Source organism: Streptomyces sp. NPDC004752 (assembly GCF_053601275.1).
This window is the reverse complement of sequence record NZ_JBSGBN010000063.1, coordinates 1-21,698: the sequence shown is the minus strand read 5'-3', so window position 1 is coordinate 21,698 and position 21,698 is coordinate 1. Positions and strand designations below refer to the sequence as shown.

Sequence of the window (21,698 nt, the reverse complement as noted above, 5' to 3'; positions counted from 1 at the left end):
TCCAGGGCTACGACCGGTACGGGTTGTACGCCGGGTACGGCACCGTCGGACGGGCGTAGGGCAGCACCGCGTAGCCGTACGGCGCCGGAGTGCCCGGACTCGGCCATGTCGGAGTGCCCGGACTCGGCCATGTCGGAGTGTTCGCCCGTGCCGCGTACTCCAGGGCCGGCCGTGCCACCTCGCGCCGCTGCCACAGCTCGGCCAGCAACTCCCGCTCCCGTACGACGAAATCCGCCCCGGCCCGCCCCCGCCGTCCGCGCTGCCGCAGAAACGCCAAGGACGTCGCGTACGCCTCGTACTGGGCCACCGCCCGCGCCGCCTGCTTGCCGAGGTGGTGGCCGGCGTAGTCGCGGGCCAGCCGCCGCGCCCCCATCGAGCCCAGTGTGAACGGCTCGGCGGGCCCCAGCCAGCCGGTGTACACATACGCCGGAAGTTCCTCCCGAACGGTCCGCAGCTCGCGCTGCCGGGTCCAGATCGCCAGCCAGGTCAGCAGGCCGAACGCGGGCACCATGAACACCCCGTACACGGCGAAGAACCCGTACTCGCCGAAGGTGGACGAGCCGTTCCAGACCGCGTGCATGCCCATCGCCGGCAGCAGCCCGCACAGCGGCAGCAGGACCCGCCGCGCATGCTGCCGGTCCGCGGCGCGCGCGGCGATGCCGAAGCCGATGCCGGTCAGGACGGTGAAGAGGGGGTGCGCGAACGGGGACATGATGACGCGTACGAAGAAGGTGGCGAGGGTGACGGAGGCGATGCCGCGGTCGCCGGTGAGCTGGTCCGTACCGAAGGCCGTACCGAGGTAGAGGATGTTCTCGGTGAAGGCGAACCCGGTGGCGGTGACCCCCGCTATCACCATCCCGTCGACGATCCCGGTGAAGTCCCGTCGGCGGAAGAGAAAGACCAGGAGGACGGCCGCGGCCTTGGCGGACTCCTCGACGACGGGCGCTATGACCGTCGCGCCGAGCGTGTCCGCGCTGGTCGGATCCGCGGTCGCCGTGGCTATCCATCTCGTGGCGAAGCTGTTGGCGACGATGGCTATCAGCGCCGCCGCGCACGCCCCCCAGGCGAACGCGAACAGCAGGTTGCGCCAGGGCCCGGGCGCGACCCGGTCGAGCCACCGGAACGCGGCCAGGAGCAGCGGCACGGGCAGCACGGCGAGCCCTAGGCCGACCAGGAACCCCTCCGTTCCGGTCTGCTCCCGCACCAGCGCCAGGATGACCAGCCCGGAGACCGCGAGCAGGGCGATCAGCGCCCCGTACCGCACCCCTGCGCGCTGCCACCAGCGCACGGGCCGGAACGCACGGTCACCGGCGTCGGCGGGGTACGTCGGGTACGGGGAGGAGGTGGCCACGGCATCGCCCTAACGATCAGCTGACGTTGAATCCGGCCGGGGGAACCGCTGTCATCGCTGTTCTCGCTGCTGCCGTCGGTGCGGTACGCGGCAAAAGAGCAGATCGTTCACCACATGACCCTTGTCCAGTCCCTGGGCCTCGAAACGGGTCAGCGGCCGGAACCCGGGACGTGGCGCGAAACCGCCGTCCGGCCGGGTGTTCTCGAAGTCCGGGTGCGCGGTCAGCACGGCGAGCATCTGCTCGGCGTACGGCTCCCAGTCCGTTGCGCAGTGCACCAGCGCACCGGGCCTGAGCCGGGTGGCGGCCAGCGTGAGGAACTCGGGCTGGATCAGCCGGCGCTTGTGGTGCCGCTTCTTGGGCCAGGGGTCGGGGAAGTACACGCGCAGCCCGTCGAGCGAGTCGGGGCGCAGCATCGCGCGAAGCAGGATGATGGCGTCCCCGTTCGCCACCCGGATGTTCGACAGTCCGTTCCGGTCGGCCAGATTGAGCAGGTTGCCCTGTCCCGGGGTGTGCACGTCGACGGCGAGGACGTTGACCTCGGGGTCCGCCGCGGCCATCTGCGCGGTGGCCTCGCCCATCCCGAAGCCGATCTCCAGCACGACGGGCCGTTCGTTCCCGAACAGCTCCTCCAGGTCGACGGTCCGCTGTCCGTCGATGTCCAGCCCCCACTTGGGCCACAGCCGCTGCAACGCGTCCGCCTGCCCCGTGGTCACCCGGCTGCGGCGCGGTTGGAAGCTCCGGATCCGCCGCTCGAAGTGCGATCCGGCGGGATCGGCGCGGGGGCCGTCCGGGAACCGCGGTTCGCCCCTGGCCCGGGTGCGCCGGACGGAGACGTCCGGGGCATGCGGGTGCGGCGGCTCACCGGGGGTGGCCGGGTGGGCGCCGGAGGTTTCGGGGGTGTTCACGGAGTCAGCCACAGTGAGTCGATTTTATGTGCTGGTTCGCGGTGCGGACTGTGTGATGGTTCATGCGCTGGTTCGTGGTGCGGACCGTGTGCTGGTTCATGCGTGATGGTTCATACGCTGCTTCACGCGGCGGCCCGCTGCTTCACGCGGCGGCCCGCTGTCTCACGGTGCCCCGAGCGTGGCCAGCGCCCTGCGCGCCACCTCTCTTCCGATGGGCAGACAGGCGGTGGCCGCGGGCGAGGGTGCGTTCAGCACATGGATCGTCCGTGGCCCCTCGCGGATCAGGAAGTCGTCCACCAGCGTCCCGTCCCTCAGCACCGCCTGCGCCCGCACCCCCGCGGCGGCCCGCACCAGATCGCCCTTGGTCACGGCCGGCAGGAGTCTGCGCACCTCCGTGGCGAACGCCCGCTTCGACAGCGAGCGGTGGAACTCCCCGGCCCCGTACCGCCAGTGCCGGCGCGCCATCCGCCATGTGCCGGGCCAGGCCACCGTCCCGGCCGCCTCGCGCGGCCGTACGGTCCGCCGGCCGTACCCCTCCCGGGCCAGCGCCGGGACCGCGTTGGGGCCGATATGGACGCCCGAGTCGATCCCGCGGGTGAGATGCACCCCGAGGAACGGGAACGCCGGGTCCGGCACCGGGTACACCAGACCGCGCACCAGCTCGGGCCGCGCCAGCTCGTAGTACTCCCCCCGGAACGGCACGATCCGCATCCCGGGGTCGTCCCCGGTCAGCCGCGCCACCTCGTCGCAGTGCAGTCCGGCGCAGTTCACCAGCACCCGGCCCCGTACGACGTCCCCGGCGGCCGTCAGGACCGCGACGCCGCGCTCCGGGCGGCGGTCCACCCGCACGACCCGCGCCCCGTACCGGATCTCCGCACCCGATGCCCGGGCCAGCTGCCGGGCGACCCCGACGAAGTCGCACACCCCCGTCGTCCCGACGTGTATGGCCGCGAGCCCCCGCACCTCCGGCTCGTACTCGGCGATCTGCGCGGGGCCCAGCTCCCGCACCGGGATGCCGTTCTCCCGGCCGCGCTGCACCAGCGCATGCAGCCGGGGCAGCTCGGCCCGCTCTGTGGCGACGATCAGCTTGCCGGTGACGGCATGGTCGATGTCGTACTCCGCGCAGAACTTCACCAGCTCGGCCGCGCCCCGCACCGCGTACCGCGCCTTGAGCGAGCCGGGGCGGTAGTAGATCCCGCTGTGGATGACCCCGCTGTTGCGGCCCGTCTGGTGCCGGGCCGGGCCCGCCTCCTTCTCCAGCACCGTGACACGGGTGCCCGGCGCGGCACGCGTGATCGCATACGCCGTCGACAGACCGACGATCCCGCCGCCGATCACCAGCGCGTCGCAGTCGTACGCGATCCCCGGCCGCACCTGCACCACCTCCCGCTTCCGATAGTGCACTGCGCCACTGACAGTGACTTCAAACGCGGGCCGGCCCAGCAGACCCCCAGGGGCGCCCTCCGCCGGGCGGGACGGCAGCCCCCAAGGGCGCGGGGAACTGCGCGAGAACTCCCCACGACCCGCAGTCCGAATACCACCCCAGCCGGGCAGACGCCCCCGACCCCCGCCCCGCGTAGCGCCTACGCGGGGGCCATCAGCAGCGGACGAGCCCGCTCCCGCAGCTCGACCACCCGCGGTTCATCCCCATACGGCTCCAGCCGATGCAAGAGGTCCTTGACGTACTCCGTGGTCCGCGCGGACGAGATCCGCCCGGCGACCTCGACCGCCCGCACCCCCTGCTCGCACGCCGCGTCCAGGTTCCCCGACTCCAGTTCGGCGACCGCGGAGACGACGAGCCGAAGGCCGTGCGAGCGCACGAACTCCTCCGTCGGTTTCGACAGCGCCTGCTCGGTGAAGCGGCGGACCTGGCGCGGTGCCTTCAGGTCGCGGTAGCACTCGGCGGCGTCCGCGGCGAACCGGTCGTAGGAGTAGAAGCCGAGCCAGGACGGGTCGTTGTCGCCCTCCCTGGACCGCTCCAGCCAGCCCTCGGCCGCCTTCAGGGCCGCGCCGGCGGCCTGCGCGTCACCGGCGCGCGCGTGCGCGCGTGCCTCGATCAGGCGGAAGAAGCTCATGGTGCGGGCGGTGGCCAGGCCCCGGTTGCGTTCCAGCGCGGCCTGCGCGAGGTCGACGCCCTCGTCGCCGAAGCCGCGGTAGGTCGCCTGCAGCGACATGGAGGCCAGCACATACCCCCCGAGGGGGACGTCGGCCGCCGCGCGCGCGAGCCGCAGCGCCTGGATGTAGTAGCGCTGCGCGGCCTCCTGCTGCCCGGTGTCGAACGCCATCCAGCCCGCGAGCCGGGTGAGTTCGGCGGAGGCGCCGAACAGGGCGCGGCCGACCTCGTCGGAGTACGAGGCGAGCAGCAGCGGTGCCGCCTCCACCCGTAAACATTCGGGCACCATGGACGAACGCCAGTCGCCGCCTCCGTACTTGGAGTCCCAGCGCCTGGCGTCCTCGGCGGCTTCCCGCAGTTTCTGCACATCACTGTGGCCGACTTTGATCGGTGCCCCGGAGCCCTCTGACGGGTTCGCCTCACGCGCCACCGAGCTGTCGGCGGGGGTTATCAGCCAGCGTGAGGCGGGCGTTGCGTAGGCGCTCACCGCGAAGGACCCGGCCAGCGACTGCCAGATGCCGCCGGAGCCGGCCCGGCGCCCGGCGAGATCAAGACGGTACAGTTCCGTCGCCGTCTTCACCGCCTGTCCCACGTCCCTGGGGAAGGCGAGGCCGACTTCGGGAGCGGGATCCGCGTCCGCCAGGCCGATCTCGTGGAGCGGCACCGGACGGCCGAGCTTCTGGCCGATGGCGGCCGCGATGAGGTGCGGGGCGGCTCCTTGCGGCACCATCCCCTTCGACACCCAGCGCGCCACCGACGTCTTGTCGTAGCGAAGAGTCAACCCGCGTTGAGCGCCAAGGTCGTTGACGCGTCGCGCGAGTCCTGCGTTGCTGATTCCCGCGAGGGCGAGAACGGCGCCGAGCTTTTCGTTCGGCCCGCGTTGCTCCCTGGACATGCGCCACCCCTCGACACAGACGGCTGCCGCGCTGGCATAACCACGCGGCATTCGTAAACCCAGCGTAGTTCGCCGCATCCCAAGCGTTAAGGGGCATTGTTCCGGATGGCGGGATTGTGGTCCGTACGCGAGTGCGGGCCCTGTACGCACCGTGCACGGGCTGTCGCGACGTGCCCCCGCCCGTGTGGCCGTGCGCCCGTCCGTGCGCTCTTCTCCGGCCACCTGGGGAGCGGTTCCATGGGCGGTGCGTGGGTCGGCCCGCTGTACTGGATCCAGTGGGCTGGGGGATACCGCCGCCTACATCCCCGCGGGTGGCGGACCGGTCCGGGAGGCGATGTCCGCCTCCCGGACCGTGCGCTTCGCCGCGCGGCTCGTTACGCTGCGCAGAGCCTGTACGGAGCGTGTGCGAGCCCGTCCCCACTTCGGCGAATTGGCTGAAAATCTACCCTGACCCCCGCAAGCGATTTCCCCTCCCACCATGGGAGTTGAGGGCGCGAAGGGTGTTCTCTGGGGAGCGTTTGGGGGCGCATTCGCGTCGCAACCACCTGGTGTCGTACGGGGGTTCGGCTCTTCACAGGCACGCGCGCGGGGTTGCGTTCCCCCGATCGAAGGCGGTGCCACCGCCCCTCCGGGCCGCGTTGTTCATGGCAGCATGGTGCACCGGTTCGTACGGTGCACTGGTTGTCCACAGTCTGTGGAGGCGGCGATGCGGTGGTTGGTGGGATGGAGCAGCATCGCCGCGGGCGCCGTCGGTCCCGGCTCCGCCGGCGCCACCGGATACGACGGCGAGACCGTGCACCCGATCGGCTCCCAGCTGCTGTGGGGCGACCCCGACCCGCTGTGGGCGGTCGGCGACTGGCGGCCCGACGAGGTGCGCGTGGTGAAGGTCGACGCGCAGAACCGCATCGCCGTCCTGGGCACCTGCGGAGCCTCCGACGAAGAGCTGCGGCTCGGCCTGTTCACCGCGCGCGGGGGCGCACTGCGCCATCTGACCGCCTGGCCGGGCAGCTACACCGCCGTCGTCCAGGTCGGCCGGCGCGTCACCGTGTGCGGCGATCTGGCGGGCGCCCGCCCGGTGTTCCACACCCCCTGGGCGGGCGGCACCGCCTACGCCACCGCCGCCCTGCCGCTCGCCGATCTCATCGAGGCCAACCTCGACTTCGGCCACCTCGCGGCCCTGCTCGCCGCCCCCGACGTACCGGCCGCGCTGCACGACTCGACCCCGTACGAGGGCGTGCGACGCGTTCCGCCGGGGCATGCGCTGATCCTGCGTGCCGGGGCGCGCGAGGTCGCCGGGTACGAGCCGGTCGCCTCCCTCGCGGTCGCGGCGCCCCCCGCCGACCCGGACAGCGCCGTGGACGCCGTGCGCGACGCGCTCGTGGAGGCCGTACGCACCCGTCTCGCCGCACCCCGGCACGTACCCGGCACCGACCGCGACCCCGGTCCGGTGCCCGGCATGGGGCCCGCCGAACGGCGCGCCGCGCGCGGGATGCCCGTACCGGGAATCGGCGCCGACCTGTCCGGCGGCCCCGCCTCGGGGACCCTCGCGCTGCTGGCGGCCGGCCTCCCGGGCAGGCCCGGCACGCTCCTGGGCCACGGCACCGGCGCGGGCGAGCGCCTGCTGGCCGTCACCTTCAACGACCTCGCCGTCGGCGGCCGGGAGGCCGAACTGGAACGGGCGGGGACACTCGCGGCCAACCCGCGCCTGCACCACGTGGTGGTGACCGGCGGGGAGGAACTGCTCCCGTACGCCGACCTGGACGGCCCGCTGACGGACGAACCGGGGCCGTCCCTGGTGTCGGCGGCCCGCCACCGTGTGCGCCTGGCCGCGGGCAGCGCCGACCACTTCACCGGCTACGGCGCCCGGCAGGTCCTGGACGCGCACCCCGCGCGCCTCGCGGATCTGCTCATGGACCGCAAACGGCGCCACCTGGTGCGCCCGGTCGCCGCGCTGGCCAAGGCGGACGGCTCGGTGCTGGTCCCCGCGCGCGTGTACAGCGCGGCACGGCGGCTGGCGCGGACGCCGTACCGGGCCGGCCTGGAGACGCTCGCCGACCGTCTGCTGCGCCGTCGCTTCGAGGACCCCGGAGGCGCGGTCGGCGCGTCGCTGGCCGCGCTCACCTGGGCCAGACCGGGGCCGGCGGCGCGCTGGCTGACCGGAGAGGCGCTGGCTGAAGTATCGGTTCTGCTCCAGGGTGCGGCGAACCGCTCCGGAGTCGGCCCCGGGCAGCGCCCCGGCGACTACCGCGCGCGTGCCGCCCTGGCCCGGCACGCGGCCGATCTGCGCGTCCTGGAACAGGCCGCCGAGGTCCGCTCCCAGCGCCTGCACGCGCCGTTCCTGGACAACCAGGTCGTCCGCGCCTGCCGCGCCCTCCCCGAGGCCCTGCGCGTCCAGCCCGGCGCCCGCGCCGAGATCCTCCGTACGGTCCTCGAGGGCGCCGGCGTCACCGGCCTCCCGCCCGGCTGGGGCGCCCCGTCCCACGCCTCCTCTGCCGCCGCTGCCCGCACCGGCCTGCGCGTCGCCGCCGACCCGCTGATCTCCCTGTTCACGACCCCGCTGCTCGCGGAGGCGGGTCTGATCGAGGCCCGGGTGGTCCGCAAGGCGCTGCGGGGGGCGGCGGCAGGCGAACCACTGCCGCTGGACGGCATCGCCGACCTGGTCTCCCTGGAGCTGTGGCTGCGCCGCCTGCTGGCCCGCCGCGGCACCTGCTGGAGCGGCACACCCGCCCGCGCCCGCGCCGTCCCGGCGGGCATAGCCCCCAGAAGAGGAGCCCTGACCTCCGGCGGCTGACCGGGGGCGGCCCTGGGCCACGCGCGCCGGATTCTGATGCGTGGGGGTGGGCAACTGCTCGCTGGTGAGCGTGTACGAGGGTGGTTTACTTCGATCGTGTGATCGTCGGTTCACGGGCTTGCGGCGCGCAGTCTGGGCCGGGGTAGTGCCGTAGTGCGATCTGGGACGCCGGGTGCGGTGCCGGCGTGCGGGGCCCCTGCATCACCGGAGAGATGGTTCAGGGCCTCCCCGTCGCCTCTGGCCGCAGCCACGGCCAGGTCGTGAGGGACTCCGCCCGCCCGGCTCGGACCACGGACGCGATCCGTGTCGCCGCCCGGGATGCGAAAGCGGACGACCAGTGCGCCCAAGACCGTTCGGGGCGTGCCAGTGCGCGGACTCACTCCCGCTCACTGTCCAGGAACGGTCTGCCTGCTGCCGCGTGGAATCGGACGTGTGGGCGTCTGCTCCGAATCCTGACGCGTGGGCGTCCGCCTGCCGCCCCGCGGAACCGGAAGCGTGGGCGGCATCCGGATCCCGTCGCGCGCGGACGCTCGCCTGCCGTGCCGTGCCGTGCCGTGTCCTGCCGTGCCCTGTTCCTGCCTCCCGCTGAACCGCATCCCGGTCGAACCCCACCCGCCGGCGCATGCACCCGTGCGTGTGCCGCCACTTCTACCTGCGCCGTCATCCGCGCGCGTGCCACCGCTTCTGCCCGCGCGGTCATTCGTGCGTGCGTCACCATCTGGCCTGTGCCGCCACCTGGCCTGCACCGTCGCACATGCCTGCACTGGCGTACGTGCGCGTGCTGCCGCCTGTGCCTGCGTGGTCACCCGTCTGTGTGCCGCCGCCTGGCCTGCACCGTTGCATGTGCCTGCACTGGCGTACGTGCGCGTGCCACCACCCCTGCCTGCGTGGTCACCCGTCTGTGTGCCGCCGCCTGGCCTGCACCGTTGCATGTGCCTGCACTGGCGTACGTGCGCGTGCCACCACCCCTGCCGGCGCGGTCACCCGTCCGTGCGCCGCCGCCTGACCTGCGCCGTCGCATGTGCCTGCACTGGCGTACGTGCGCGTGCTGCCGCATGCCCTGGGAGGCGCACGTGCCGGCCGACGCACGCCTCGGGAAAACGCGCGTTCCAGGCGGGCTCCTGCGCGGGATGGGCGCGTGCCCTCCGGCCGGTGCCCCCGCCCGGCCCCCGCCCGGCCCGTGCCCGGCCCCCCGCCCGGACCCGCTCGGCCCGTGCCCCCCGGGCCCGTGCCCCCGGGCATGCGTGCTGGTCCCCGTCCCGTCCCGGAATCCCGCCACCCGCCGGGCGGGCGGAACGGCCTTCCTTCGCCGACGTCGGTGAAACTCCCGTGCCGCCGTGGTGGGCGCCGGTGACAATGGCTCGGTGCGGTACGGAATTCTGGGCGTGGCCCAAGCGACGGACGAGGCGGGCGTCACCGTATCCGTCGGTGGGCCTCGGCTGCGCGCGCTACTCACCGCGCTCGCCCTGCGCCCCGGCCGTACCGTCACCTCAGAGACCCTGATCGCCGAGGTCTGGGCGGACGACCCGCCCCAGGACGCCCCGGCCGCGCTCCAGGCCCTCGTCGGCCGTCTCCGCCGCGCCCTGGGCAGACACATCGTCGCCGCCGTCCCGGGCGGCTACCGCCTCGAAGCGACCCGCGACGACATCGACCTGTTCGTCTTCGAACGGCTCGTGCGCGACGGCACCACCGCCCTGGAAACGGGCGACCCGGCCGCCGCCGCGCGCACCCTCACCGAGGCCCTCGCCCTCTGGCGTGGTCCGGCCCTCGCCGATCTTCCCGACCGCACCGCCGCGACCCGTGCCGAGGCCCGCCACCTGGAGGCGGTGCGCGCCCGGGCCGAGGCGGCACTGCGGCTCGGCCGCGCCCACGACGTCGTACCCGAGCTGCGCGAGCTGACCGCGGCCCACCCGTACGACGAGTCCCTGCACGCCCTCCTGGTCCGCGCCCTGCGCGACACCGGCCGCGGCGCCGACGCCCTCGCCGCGTACGAGACGGCCCGCCGCATCCTCGCCGACGCCCTCGGCACCGACCCCGGCCGGGAACTCCGCGAACTGCACCGGACGTTGCTGACCCAGAACACCCCGCCGGACCCCCCTGCCCGGCCCGTGCCCGCCGCCTTCCCCCAACCCCCCGAGCGCGTCGGCAACATCCGCCCCCGCCTGAATTCCTTCGTCGGCCGGGAACCCGAACTCAAGACCGTTCGTTCTGAATTGCACAGGGCCCGCCTCGTCACCCTCACCGGACCGGGCGGCTCGGGAAAGACCCGCCTCGCCGAGGAAGCCGCCGCCGGGCTTCCGCAGGCATGGCTCGTCGAGCTGGCCCCGCTCGACCGGCCGGAGGCGGTACCAGGCGCGGTGGTCAGCGCGCTCGGTCTGCGCGAGACCGTGCTCATGACCAACGACCTGGTGACCCCGCAGGGCGACCCCGTGGCCCTGCTCGTCGAGTACTGCGCCCCGCGCAGCCAACTCCTGATCCTTGACAACTGCGAACACGTCATCGGCGCGGCCGCCACCCTCGCCGAGACGCTGCTCACCCACTGCCCGGGGCTCACGATCCTCGCCACCAGCCGTGAACCCCTGGGCGTCCCCGGTGAGTCGGTGCGCCCGGTCGAGCCCCTCGCCCCCGAGCAGGCGCGCCGCCTCTTCGCGGAGCGCGCGACCGCCGTCCGTCCCGACGCGGCCGCCGCGCTCCGGGACGAGGAAGCGGTCGCCGAGATCTGCCGGCGCCTCGACGGTCTGCCTCTCGCCATCGAGCTGGCCGCCGCCCGGCTGCGGCTGCTGACGCCCCGGCAGATCGCCGACCGCCTCGACGACCGCTTCCGCCTGCTCACCTCCGGAAGCCGTACGGCCCTGCCCCGCCAGCAGACCCTGCGCGCCGTCGTGGACTGGTCCTGGGAGCTGCTGGACGAGCGGGAGCGGACGATGCTGCGCGAGGTGTCGGTGTTCGCCGGCGGCTGGGACCTCGCGGCGGCCGAGGCCGTGTGCACCGGCCCAGCCGCCGACCTGGTCGGGACGCTCGTCGACAAGTCCCTGGTCGTGGCGGCCCCCGGCGGCCGGGACGGCACCGGCCCCATGCGGTACCGGATGCTGGAGACCATCCATGAGTACGCCGCCGAGCGTGCCGCCGAGTCCCCCGGGCAGCGCGCGGCGGCCGAGCGACGGCACCACGCGTGGGTGCGCGCGCTGGTCGAGCGGGCCGAGCCGCTGCTGCGCTCGGCGGAGCAACTCCCCTGGATCGACCGCCTGGAGAGCGAGCACGACAACATCCGCGCGGCGCTCGGGCGCGCGGTGCGTGACGGCCGCGAGAAGGACGCCGGGGCGATCGTCCTCGCCGTCGGCTGGTTCTGGTGGCTGCGCAACTACCGCCCGGAGGCGGCGGAATGGGTGCGGCTCGTACTGCGGCTGGGCGTCGCCCTGGACGCCGTCACCGACGGCGCCCCGGCCACCGAGCTGCCCCTGCTGGTCGAGCGCGCCGACCCGGTGGGCGCCTTGCTCGCCGCCCCCGACGGGGAGGCCCGGCATCCGCGGCACACCCTGCGCATGGACCTGCGGATGTTGCACCTGTTCCTGGTCTCCGAGTCCGGCGCCCCGGACCTCGCGGCGGACGACCGGACCCCCGCCTACGTCGCCCGGGTGCGGGACGCCTTCCTGCACGGCGGTCCGCGGGCGGCCCGTATGCCTGGCCTCGTATGGCCGTTGTTGACCGCGCACACCGTGGACGCCCCGGCCGAGGCGCGGCCCACCATGGACGCGGTGGTCGCCAACTGCCGTGTGCACGGCGGTGACTGGGAGCTCGGTGTCGTCCTGATGTTCCGCACCCACATGGTCGTCGACTCGCCCGGAAACCTGCACGGTGTCGATGACGACCTGACGGAGCTGCGGGTCCTCAGCCGTCGTGTGGGCGATCGCTGGATGCGCGCCCAGGTGTGCGGCGTGGCCGGGGAGGCCGCCCTGGCCCGCGGCCGGTTCGAGGAGGCCAGGACCGAGTACGAGGAGGCGCTGCGGCTCGCTCACGAGGTGGGTGCCTGGGCCGAGTCGCCGTTCCTCGTCTCCCGGCTCGCCGAGGTCGCCTACAGCTCCGGCGACCTGGCGGGCGCCCTGGCCGCCCTGGACGAGGCGGAGGAGGGCGCCGAGCGGTACGGGGTGACGGACGCGCGGGCGTTCGCCTTGATGCTGCGGGCGCACATCGCACTGGACGACAAGGACACCGCCCGCGCGCGCCGACTGTGCGACACGGCCCGCGCGGTGGCGGCCCGCGGCACCCCGCCACCGCAGTTCACGGCGGCGCTGAACGGGCTCGACGCCCTGATCACCGCGCAGGAGTGCGGTCCCGGGCGTGCGCTGCCGATCGTGGCCGACGCGCTGCGGGAGGCCATGGCGCAGCGGTGCGCCGAGACGGTCACCGCGGGGCTCGCGGACATCGGGGCACAGCTGCTGGCCGCCCTCGGTGATCTGCCGGGCGCGGTCCGGCTGCTCGCCGCCGGCGACCACTGGCGGGCAGGCCGTCCGCGCCCCGCACCGGAGCACACATGCGTGGCGCGGATCGAGGCCGCCGCCCGAGCGGATCTGTCCCCGGGCCGCCGCACGGCCGAGCGTGCCCACGGCGCGTCCCTCACCGTGGACGATGTCGTGGACCAGCTTCGCGCGGTGACCGCTTAGAGGGGCGGCCCGCCCCTACTGGCAGGTGAACGTGGAAACCGCCCAGTCCGCCAGGGCCAGGCCGTCCACGCCGTGGTGCGGCTCGACCACCAGCTGCACGGTCTTGTGCCCGGTCAGGTTCACATGGACGGGGACGGCCGGGGCGCCGCCCTTGACCGGCCCGGACTTCCACAGCCGCACGCCGTCCGCGTACACGGAGAAGTAGACCTTGCCGAAGCCCAGGGTCAGGTCGTCCACTCCGGCCATCGCGTCGTAGGCCGAGCATGGGCGGTTGAGGTCGATGGTGACGGAGGACCTGCCGTGCACGGTGACGCCGTGCGCGTACTGCCGGCCGGCGATGGACACGCCGGACCGCTGCCACACCCAGCTGCTCCCGGCCAGCCGCATCTCCGGTCCGGTGCCGTCACCGGTGAGGTCGTAGCGCAGCTCGCTCCACTGGTAGACGGTCGGTGCGGGCGGCGGAGCGGGCGTGGGGGTCGGCGTCGGGGTGGGGGTGGGGCTCGGCGTGGGCGTCGGCTTGGGCGCGGGGGTGGGCGTCGGACTCGGCGTCGGTGTGGGGCTCGGCTCGGGCGTCCGCTTGGGTGTCGGGGTGGGCGTCGGACTCGGCGTCGGGGTGGGCGTCGGGGTCGGCCGGGGAGCGGGGACCGGCGCCTTCGGTGCGGGCTTCGCCGCGGGCGGGGTCGGCGTGGGCGGCTCCGGCTGCACCACCGACGGGGACGGTGACGGCTTGGCCACGTCGTTCGTCGGCTGGCTGTCGTTCACCAGGGCGAGCGCCACCACGGCGGCGGCCACCGCGACCACACCCGCCGCGATACCGGCCTTGATCGGCGCGCCGACCCCCTCCGAGGCCGCCGCGCCACCGCTGCCGGACCCGCCCGACGAGCCGCCGCTCGCCGCCGCGGCCGTGCCCGCCGCGCCCACCCCGGCGCCACCGGCGATGAGCCCGAGCGCCTTGGCGTATCCGGCGGCGCCGAACCAGCCGATGACCGCGACCGGCACGACGGCGGGGATGCCGCTGGCCACCTCCTCGATCTGGGCGGCGGCCAGCCGGCACTTGGCGCACTCCTCCAGATGCTTGCGCAGCCCCCGCTCGGCGCGGATGCGCAGCTTGCGCCGGGCGTAGGTGCCGAGCTGGTCGGCGTAGCGGGCGCACTCCTCGTCGCCGGCCAGGGCGGCGCTGACATGGGCCTGGAGGTATGCCTGCTTGAGGCCCTCACGGGCGCGGCTGGCGAGCACGCGCGTGCCGTTGGCGTCCAGCCCGAACAGGGTGGCGACATCACTCGGTGACTCGTCCTCCACCTCGGTGTGCCACAGCACGGCCTGCCACCGCTCGGGCAGCGAGCGGAACGCCTGCATGGCCATGGACTGCTCGGCCTCGTGCATCGCGCGCACATCGGCGCCCAGGTCCAGGGTGTCGTCGTCGGACACCTCGGACATGCGTGCGGCCTGCGCCGCGAACACCGCGAAGTCGTCGACCAGTTGCTCGCGCCGGGCCGAGTTCGTCCAGTGCGCGGCGACCCGCCGCACGGAGGTGAGCAGATAGGCGCGTACGGCGTGCTCGGGCCCGGAGCCGCCGCGCACCGCCTGGAGCATGCGGGCGAAGACCTCCGCGGTCAGGTCGTCCGCGGTGTGGGCGTCGCGGCAGCAGGTGCGGGCGTAGCGGCGCGCCGCGTCGGCGTGCCTGCGGTACAGCTCCTCGTAGGCGCTGTCGTCGCCCGAGCGCATCCGCGCGATGAGTTCGCTGTCGGCCGGCGGCAACTCGCGCGGTGGCGGCAGCTCATGCGGTGGCGGCAGGACGCCGCCCTCGCGCTGCGCCGGGACACCGCCGTCCACCGGACCGGCCGGCTCGGACTGCGGACCGTCCGCCCGGCCGCCCTGGCTCGGCACCTGCGGCGAGGTCAGCCTCTCCGACCCCGAGTCGCCGTCACCGCGCGACTCGTCCCGCCCGTCAACGCTCATCGTGGAAAGCCCCCGACGCCTGCCCAGCCCGACCCGATCACCGGGTCAGCGTGCCATATTGGCTTTTGTTCAGGACACCCCGATCGGGGGTATCCACTCGTCCGAGCGGACTTGCCACCTCGCAGTACTGGCGGTCACCCGGACGGGGAAGGCTCAACTGGCCCACCCCGACCGGAACTTGACCATCCATAACGCTCCGTGTCGAGCGCTCACTCCCTGTCGTCGACGGTGTCGGCGGTCACACGGGCCGCGACCGCAGCCCCTCCAGCAGGATGTCCAGCAGCCGCGACGAGGCCGCCGCCTGCTGGGCCGCGTCCGGCAGCGAGGGAGCCGCCGTGGCGATCACCAGCAGGACGTCCGACACCGACACGTCCGGCCGCAGCTCGCCCGCCGTGCGCGCCCGCTCCACGAGCTGCCCCACCACGTCGAGCAGCGCCGCCGCCCCCGCGTCATCGGCGACCGCCGGATCCTCCGGCACCAGCCGCAGCTCACCCGCGCCCGGCTGATTCCGCTGCGCCGGCACCCGCGTTCCCTCGGTCCCGGCGTCGGCCGGCACCCCGACCTGCAGCACCTGCGGTGGCAGCAGCCGCCCCGCGCCCGAGGCCACCGACGTGCGCAGGAAGCGCGACAGCGCCGACCACGGCTCGTCCTCCTGCCCGAGCGCCGCCCGCGCCTGATCGGTGAGCCGGGACGTTTCCTCCTCGGCTATCCGCCGGACCAGGACGTCCTTGCTCGGGAAGCGCCGGTACACCGTGCCGACGCCGACCCGCGCCCGCCGCGCCACATCCTCCATCGGCGCGCCGTACCCCAGCTCGCCGAAGACCTCGCGGGCCGCACGGAGCACATGCTCCAGATTGCGCTGCGCGTCCACCCGCAGCGGCGCCGTCCGCGGCCCCTCCGCGCGTCCGTTGCCCGTCCCGGCGCCGACCGGCCCGCCACCGGGCGCGACGGCAGACGCTGATGACCAATGCGTGTCCTGAATGTGCATAAGCGATCCCCCGGTCATGACGTCTCCCCCCGGAGACTCCCCGTCAATGAATCCGAGGTGCTCGGAACGGCGCCGTGACCCGACCGCGACCGCCCCTCGCGGTCCCGCCCGACCACATTCCCTACACCCCGTCGACATGAACATAGTTGAGCGGGACTCAATTCAGAAGGGGCAGGTTCCGCACGGAGCGCCCCCCGATCGGAGTACGGGGCATATTCGTCCCTATTGCACACCCCCGTGCTCTCCCGCGCGCCCCCACTGACCTGCCCGCTTGCCCCCGGCGCCGACGTCCGAGCCGTGCGCGGGCGCACAGAACCGCCGGTCACACAAATTGCCGGGGCTGTGGACAAACACCAGCGCCGGGTGCGTCATGGGATGGTGAAGGAACGTGCGCGCATTCTCGTTGTCGGCGGCGGCTACGTCGGGATGTACACGGCCCTGCGTCTGCAACGGAGGCTGAAACGGGAGCTCAGGCAGGGTGATGTGGAGATCACCGTCGTCACGCCCGATCCCTACATGACGTACCAGCCGTTCCTGCCCGAGGCGGCCGCCGGTTCGATCTCCCCTCGGCACGTCGTCGTACCGCTGCGCCGCGTCCTGGACCGGTGCCATGTCGTCGTCGGCGCGGTGACCGCCATCGACCACACGAAGCGCACCGCGACCCTCACCACCCTCGCCACCGAGGAGGAGGGCGGCGGCGCCGACCACCTCGACTACGACGAACTCGTCCTCGCCCCCGGCTCGGTCTCCCGCGCGCTGCCCATCCCCGGCCTCGCCGAGCACGGCATCGGTTTCAAGACCGTCGAGGAGGCCATCGGCCTGCGCAACCACGTCATCGAGCAGATGGACGTCGCCTCCTCCACCCGCGACCCCGCCATCCGCGACGCCGCCCTCACCTTCGTCTTCGTGGGCGGCGGCTACGCCGGCGTCGAGGCGCTCGCCGAACTGGAGGACATGGCCCGCTACGCCGCGCGCTACTACCACAACGTCCGGCCGGAGGACATGAAGTGGATCCTCGTAGAGGCATCCGACCGCATCCTTCCCGAGGTCGGCGCGGAAATGGGCCGCTACACCGTCACCGAACTGCGCCGCCGCAACATCCAGGTGCTCCTGGAGACCCGCCTCGAATCCTGTGCGGGCCGTGTCGCCGCTCTGAGTGACGGCCAGCGCCTCCCGACCCGCACCATCGTGTGGACCGCGGGCGTCAAACCCCACCCGCTCCTCGCCGCCACCGATCTCCCGCTCACCGGGCGTGGGCGCCTGAAGTGCACCGCCCAGCTGAGCATCGACGGCGCCGACCACGCATGGGCCGCCGGCGACGCGGCGTCCGTGCCCGACGTCACCGCCGGCGAGCCGGGCGCTGAGACCGCCTCCAACGCCCAGCACGCGGTACGCCAGGCCAGGGTCCTCGGCGACAACATCGCCCACACCCTGCGCGGCGAGCCCCTTCAGACGTATGCACACTCATACGCCGGATCCGTCGCCTCCCTCGGACTGCACAAGGGTGTCGCCCAGATCTACGGGCGCAGGCTGAAGGGCTACCCTGCCTGGTTCATGCATCGCGTCTACCACCTCAGCAGGGTGCCCACCTTCAACCGAAAGGCCCGAGTCCTCGCCGAATGGACCCTCTCCGGGCTCTTCAAACGAGAGATCGTCTCCCTCGGATCGCTCGAACATCCCCGAGCGGAGTTCGAACTCGCGGCCGGTGGAAAGCCTCATTCCGATCCCTCGGACGACCCGAAAGGGTCGAACTGACCGGATCGAGGAACTCCACGGCCCGCCCCGGCGTCTGACGGATGTCGCCGCGGTCCGCAGACACTGCCAGACTGCCCCACGACCTCGGACGGGTACCCGCCCGTCCTCAGCACCCACGAGGCTTTTTCCCAAGTGAACTTCACCCGCTGGAGCGCCCGGCTCCCCGGAACGCAGCGCCGCGCGGCAGCGCGGACCGAGCACGCGGTCTCCCCGGACCGGCGGGGGGAAGGCTCCGTGCCCGCGGCCCGTGCCGAACAGCTGACCGACGGGACGAGTCCCGTGCCCGCCGTCGACGAACTCCCCGCACGCGAGGTCCTCGACCGCGTCCCGGCCCTCGTCGCCCTGGTGCACGGCACCGACCACCGCATCGCCTACGTCAACGACGCCTACGTAGCGGCCTTCGGGGTGCGGCCCGCGGGCGAACCGGCCCGCGAAGCCCTCCCGGAACTGGCCGAACTGGGCCTGCTGCCCCTTCTCGACCAGGTCCTGCGCAGCGGCAAGCCCCGTACGCTCAAGTCCCGCAAGGCCCTCGACGGCCGCTCCTACACGTTCACCTGCACCCCCGCCGCGGAGCACGGCGACGGCGCCGGCGTGCTGGTGTTCGCCACCGACGTCACCGACCACGCCGAGGCCGCCGAACGCCTCCGCGCCAGCGAACGCCGGCAGCGCGAGACCGCGGTGACCCTGCAGCGTTCACTGCTCCCGCAGGAGCTGGAACAACCCGACGACCTGCGTATCGCGGCCACCTACCAGCCCGGCGGCACGGAGGCCGCCGTCGGCGGCGACTGGTACGACGTCATCACCCTCGGCGGCGGCCGCACGGCACTGGTGATCGGCGACGTGATGGGCCGAGGGGTACGGGCGGCGGCGGTGATGGGCCAACTGCGCACGGCGGTCCGCGCGTACGCCCGTCTCGACCTGCCCCCGCACGAGGTCCTCCAACTCCTCGACGGCCTCGCCACCGAGATCGATGCCAACCAGATCGCCACATGCGTGTACGCCGTCCATGACCCGAACGAGGGCCGGCTGGTGTATGCCTCGGCCGGCCACCTCCCCATCCTGGTCCGCGACGAGAGCGGCACGATCCTGCGCACCGACGAACCGACCGGCCCTCCGCTCGGCACCGGCGGCTGGATGCACGCCTCCGGCTCGGTCCCACTGGGCCCCGGCTCCACGGCGGTCCTGTACACGGACGGCCTGGTCGAGCGCCGGGACGCGGATCTGGACGAGGGAATCGCAGCACTGGAGCACGCCCTGGCCGGCGCCACCGGCACCCCCCAGGTGATCTGCGACCGCCTGGTCCGCTCGGCCGGCGTCACGGCCGACCATGACGACGACGTCGCCGTCCTGGTCCTCCAGCACCCCGCACGCACCGGCTCCGACGGGGAACTCTTCCGCAACGCCGCCCTGGAACTCCTCGGCGGCGTGGAAGCGGCACCACGCGCGCGTGCCTTCGCCTCCGGTGTCCTCACGAGCTGGCGCTTCCCCGCCGACCTCCACGACCTGGGCGTCCTGGCGGCCAGCGAACTGGTCGCCAACTCCCTCCAGCACGGCACCCCGCCCATGCGCCTACGGCTGCGTCGCACCGACCGCCGACTCACCGTGGAGGTCACGGACGGCGACGACCATCTCCCCAGGCGCCGCCGCGCGGAACCGGGGGACGAGTCGGGCCGGGGCATCGCCATCGTGGCGACGATCGCCTCCACCTGGGGGGCACGCAGAACTCCGGGCGGCGGAAAGGCGGTCTGGTGCGAGTTCGTACTCCCACGCCCCTGAACCGGCCACGTCCCTGACCCCCCGTGGCCGCCGCCCCCCGGCGGCCACAGAGGCTCAGACGCCCGACGGGCTGGACTGCGCCGACCCGTGCGGAGCGGCGCCCCGGGCCACCACCCGGCTCCGCGCGGCGAGCCACGGCCGGTCCTGCGCCTCCGTGAGCCCCCGCCCGAGCCGCACCGCGAGCACCGTGATCCCCAGCGAGAACAGCAGGAAGACCACGATGTACGGCGCATGCAGCGCGGCCCCCATGGGCCCGCCCACCGCCGGCCCGATCGCCAGCGCGAGCTGCTTCACCAGGGCGAAGGCCGAGTTGTACTGCCCGGCCATCCCCTCCGGCGCGAGATCGGCCACCAGCGGGGCGACGGTCGGCGACAGCATCGCCTCACCCAGCCCGAACAGGGCGTACGCCGACACGAACGCGGCCGTGGCCATCTCCTGGCTGCCGTGCCCCAGTCCCGCGTACCCGGCCGCGAACCACGCCACGGCCCAGATCAGACCCACGGCGGCGATCACCCGGGATCGCCTGCTCCGCTCCACGAACTTCAGCACGGCGAACTGCGCCACCACGATCATCGCGGTGTTCGCGGCCAGCGCCGTACCCATCGCGGACGTCGAGATCCCGGCGGCCTCCACCCCGTAGGCGCTCAGCCCCGACTCGAACTGCCCGTAGCAGGCGAAGAACAGCACGAAGCCCAGCACACACAGCTGCACCATCGCCCGGTTCCCCAGCAACTGCTTCCAACTGCCCAGCGCCGACGCCTCCGGCGCGCCGCCGACCGCCGGCGAGTGCGGCATCCGGACCGTCGACAGCACCACGACCAGGAGCAGGAACATCGCCGCCTCGATCGCGAACAGCAGCGTGAAGGACGACACGCGCGTGGTGTCGACGAGATGACCCCCGATGAGACCGCCGACACCGAGCCCCAGGTTCTGCAGGAAGAACTGCGTCGCGAACGCCCGTGACCGCGTCTCGGCCGTCGAGCAGTCCACGATCATCGTCGCCAGCGCCGGCTGCATCACGGCCTGCCCGGCGCCGAGCGCCGTGGCGGCGACCAGCACGGCCGCCGCGTTCGCCGCGAGCCCCAGGCTCAGCGCCCCCAGAGCGGCCGTGACCAGGGCGGCGAGCAGAACCGGCAGCGGACCGCGCCGCACCATCGCCCGACCGGCGAACGGCAGCACTATCAGCGCGGCCACGGCGAAGACGGCGAGAACCATCCCCGCCGTCACGGCACCAAGCCCCCGCACCTGCGCCACATAGACGTACAGATAGGGGACGGTGAAGCCCAGCCCGAACATGCTGAGTGCGTTGCCCACGTGGATCCGGCGCATCGCCGCGCCCATCGCCCTGGTCACGTTCACCTCTCTCAAGTCGTAGAAGTCGATCAGTACGAAGCATCCGGCCGTTAGAACCAAAGACTTCGAAGGTAAATTTCAAAGCTAAAGAATACACATCGAAGGACTTCAGGGCCAAGTGCCTCCGTGCGATACTGCGAACCATGGGCGACACCCCCGACACCCCCGACACCACCAGCGCGGCCGTCGGCAGCGAGCCGAGCCTCGAAGAGCAGATCGCCGCCTACCAGCGCGAGTTCCAGGACCTCGACCCCCAGGTCGAGAAGGTCGTCTCGGCGCTGTCCCGCCTGAACCGCCGGATGAACGTCGCCTACGGCCGCCAGACCGCCGCCCTCGGCATCAGCAACGCGGAGTGGGAGGTCCTCAAGGCCCTCGTCCTCTCCGGCGCCCCCTACCGGATGGGTCCCGGAGACCTTGCCAAGCGACTCGGTCTGACGCCGGCGGCGATGACCCACCGCATCGACCGGATGGTGACGGAGGGGCTCGTCACCCGGGAGCGGGACGAGCAGAACCGCGTCCGGGTGATCGTGGAGGTGACCCCCGAGGGCCGCGAGAAGTGGTTGGAGGCCATGCGCCTCGCCTCGGTCTTCGAAGAGGATCTGCTCCAGGATCTGTCGACGCAGGAGCGAGGCGTGCTGGGCGAGGTGCTGACCCGCCTCCTGCGCAGGGTGGAGCACGCCCAGCCGGACGCCGGCGGACGCCTCAGCGACCTGGATTAAAAGATCTTGACAGGGGAGTGTTGACAGCCCCCTGACCGCCCCGTAAGGTTCTTCGGGTTGCCACGGGGCCGTAACGGTCTTGCGACAGCACCTCCGCCGCAGCAGCGGCACCCAAACCATCAGCACGATCTCCCGAACGGGTCGATTTCGGCGTACCCGAATTCAAATCGATTCGTTTCCCGGGATTCGGTGGCGTCCGCTCGGACCGAACGGCCCGATTGGGAATCGCCGAGAAGATCCGCTAAGGTTTGGGACGTCGGAACGGCCCAACAGCCGGGAAGGCAACCCCTTCTGACGGGGAATCAGGCTCCGAAAGGATCTGATAGAGTCGGAAACACCGAAGGGAAGCGCCCGGAGGAAAGCCCGAGAGGGTGAGTACGAAGGAAGCGTCCGTTCCTTGAGAACTCAACAGCGTGCCAAAAGTCAACGCC

At 73.0% G+C, this 21,698-nt stretch carries 12 protein-coding genes; 5 read left to right on the top strand and 7 right to left on the bottom strand.

Going from position 1 to position 21,698, the window contains the following annotated elements; all coding sequences use genetic code 11:
- Positions 1-7: 7 nt before the first annotated feature.
- The 4 genes from ACWEKM_RS25185 to ACWEKM_RS25170 form a co-directional block, all read right to left on the bottom strand.
- The gene (locus ACWEKM_RS25185) at positions 8-1,351 is read right to left on the bottom strand and encodes a PrsW family intramembrane metalloprotease (protein WP_451623480.1); all 1,344 of its coding nucleotides are present in this window, start codon (positions 1,349-1,351) and stop codon (positions 8-10) included.
- Positions 1,352-1,402: 51 nt separating this feature from the next.
- Positions 1,403-2,269, bottom strand: coding sequence for a tRNA (guanosine(46)-N7)-methyltransferase TrmB (trmB, locus tag ACWEKM_RS25180; protein WP_451623479.1), 867 nt, complete (start codon positions 2,267-2,269; stop codon positions 1,403-1,405).
- A 150-nt stretch (positions 2,270-2,419) separates the two neighbouring features.
- On the bottom strand, positions 2,420-3,661 hold the full coding sequence (gene lhgO / locus ACWEKM_RS25175; protein WP_451623478.1) for an L-2-hydroxyglutarate oxidase: 1,242 nt from the start codon (positions 3,659-3,661) through the stop codon (positions 2,420-2,422).
- A gap of 179 nt (positions 3,662-3,840) precedes the next feature.
- A complete protein-coding gene (locus ACWEKM_RS25170) occupies positions 3,841-5,265 on the bottom strand; it encodes an MFS transporter (RefSeq protein ID WP_451623477.1) in 1,425 nt (474 codons plus the stop codon).
- 706 nt (positions 5,266-5,971) lie between these two features.
- On the opposite strand from ACWEKM_RS25170, the gene ACWEKM_RS25165 reads away from it, so the two are divergent.
- Together ACWEKM_RS25165 and ACWEKM_RS25160 are read left to right on the top strand one after the other, a co-directional pair.
- Entirely contained in the window at positions 5,972-8,056 is a 2,085-nt protein-coding gene (locus ACWEKM_RS25165; protein WP_451623476.1) for an asparagine synthase-related protein, read from the top strand.
- Between the two features lie 1,364 nt (positions 8,057-9,420).
- A complete protein-coding gene (locus ACWEKM_RS25160; protein ID WP_451623475.1) occupies positions 9,421-12,717 on the top strand; it encodes a BTAD domain-containing putative transcriptional regulator in 3,297 nt (1,098 codons plus the stop codon).
- A 15-nt stretch (positions 12,718-12,732) separates the two neighbouring features.
- Here ACWEKM_RS25160 and ACWEKM_RS25155 read toward each other — a convergent pair whose 3' ends face one another.
- Complete coding sequence (locus ACWEKM_RS25155; protein ID WP_451623474.1) at positions 12,733-14,676, bottom strand: sigma-70 family RNA polymerase sigma factor; 1,944 nt, start codon at positions 14,674-14,676, stop codon at positions 12,733-12,735.
- Between the two features lie 238 nt (positions 14,677-14,914).
- Complete coding sequence (locus tag ACWEKM_RS25150) at positions 14,915-15,664, bottom strand: TetR/AcrR family transcriptional regulator (RefSeq protein WP_451623473.1); 750 nt, start codon at positions 15,662-15,664, stop codon at positions 14,915-14,917.
- Between the two features lie 375 nt (positions 15,665-16,039).
- On the opposite strand from ACWEKM_RS25150, the gene ACWEKM_RS25145 reads away from it, so the two are divergent.
- Together ACWEKM_RS25145 and ACWEKM_RS25140 are read left to right on the top strand one after the other, a co-directional pair.
- Positions 16,040-17,419, top strand: coding sequence for an NAD(P)/FAD-dependent oxidoreductase (locus ACWEKM_RS25145; RefSeq protein ID WP_451623472.1), 1,380 nt, complete (start codon positions 16,040-16,042; stop codon positions 17,417-17,419).
- 132 nt (positions 17,420-17,551) lie between these two features.
- Positions 17,552-19,195: an ATP-binding SpoIIE family protein phosphatase gene (locus tag ACWEKM_RS25140; RefSeq protein WP_451623471.1), complete on the top strand. Its 1,644-nt coding sequence runs from the start codon at positions 17,552-17,554 to the stop codon at positions 19,193-19,195.
- 54 nt (positions 19,196-19,249) lie between these two features.
- Here ACWEKM_RS25140 and ACWEKM_RS25135 read toward each other — a convergent pair whose 3' ends face one another.
- Complete coding sequence (locus tag ACWEKM_RS25135) at positions 19,250-20,548, bottom strand: MFS transporter (protein ID WP_451623501.1); 1,299 nt, start codon at positions 20,546-20,548, stop codon at positions 19,250-19,252.
- A gap of 143 nt (positions 20,549-20,691) precedes the next feature.
- Here ACWEKM_RS25135 and ACWEKM_RS25130 point away from each other — a divergent pair, with 143 nt between their 5' ends.
- Positions 20,692-21,267, top strand: a complete 576-nt coding sequence (locus ACWEKM_RS25130) for a MarR family winged helix-turn-helix transcriptional regulator (RefSeq protein WP_451623470.1) — start codon at positions 20,692-20,694, stop codon at positions 21,265-21,267.
- Positions 21,268-21,698: the final 431 nt, after the last annotated feature.

What these genes read in the sequence shown, in the direction of transcription:
- ACWEKM_RS25150 (WP_451623473.1), bottom strand. Translation starts at nt 15,664, where the DNA reads ATGCACATTCAGGACACGCATTGGTCATCAGCGTCTGCCGTCGCGCCC.
- ACWEKM_RS25155 (WP_451623474.1), bottom strand. Translation starts at nt 14,676, where the DNA reads ATGAGCGTTGACGGGCGGGACGAGTCGCGCGGTGACGGCGACTCGGGG.
- ACWEKM_RS25130 (WP_451623470.1), top strand. Translation starts at nt 20,692, where the DNA reads ATGGGCGACACCCCCGACACCCCCGACACCACCAGCGCGGCCGTCGGC.
- ACWEKM_RS25145 (WP_451623472.1), top strand. Translation starts at nt 16,040, where the DNA reads ATGGTGAAGGAACGTGCGCGCATTCTCGTTGTCGGCGGCGGCTACGTC.
- ACWEKM_RS25170 (WP_451623477.1), bottom strand. Translation starts at nt 5,265, where the DNA reads ATGTCCAGGGAGCAACGCGGGCCGAACGAAAAGCTCGGCGCCGTTCTC.
- ACWEKM_RS25165 (WP_451623476.1), top strand. Translation starts at nt 5,972, where the DNA reads ATGCGGTGGTTGGTGGGATGGAGCAGCATCGCCGCGGGCGCCGTCGGT.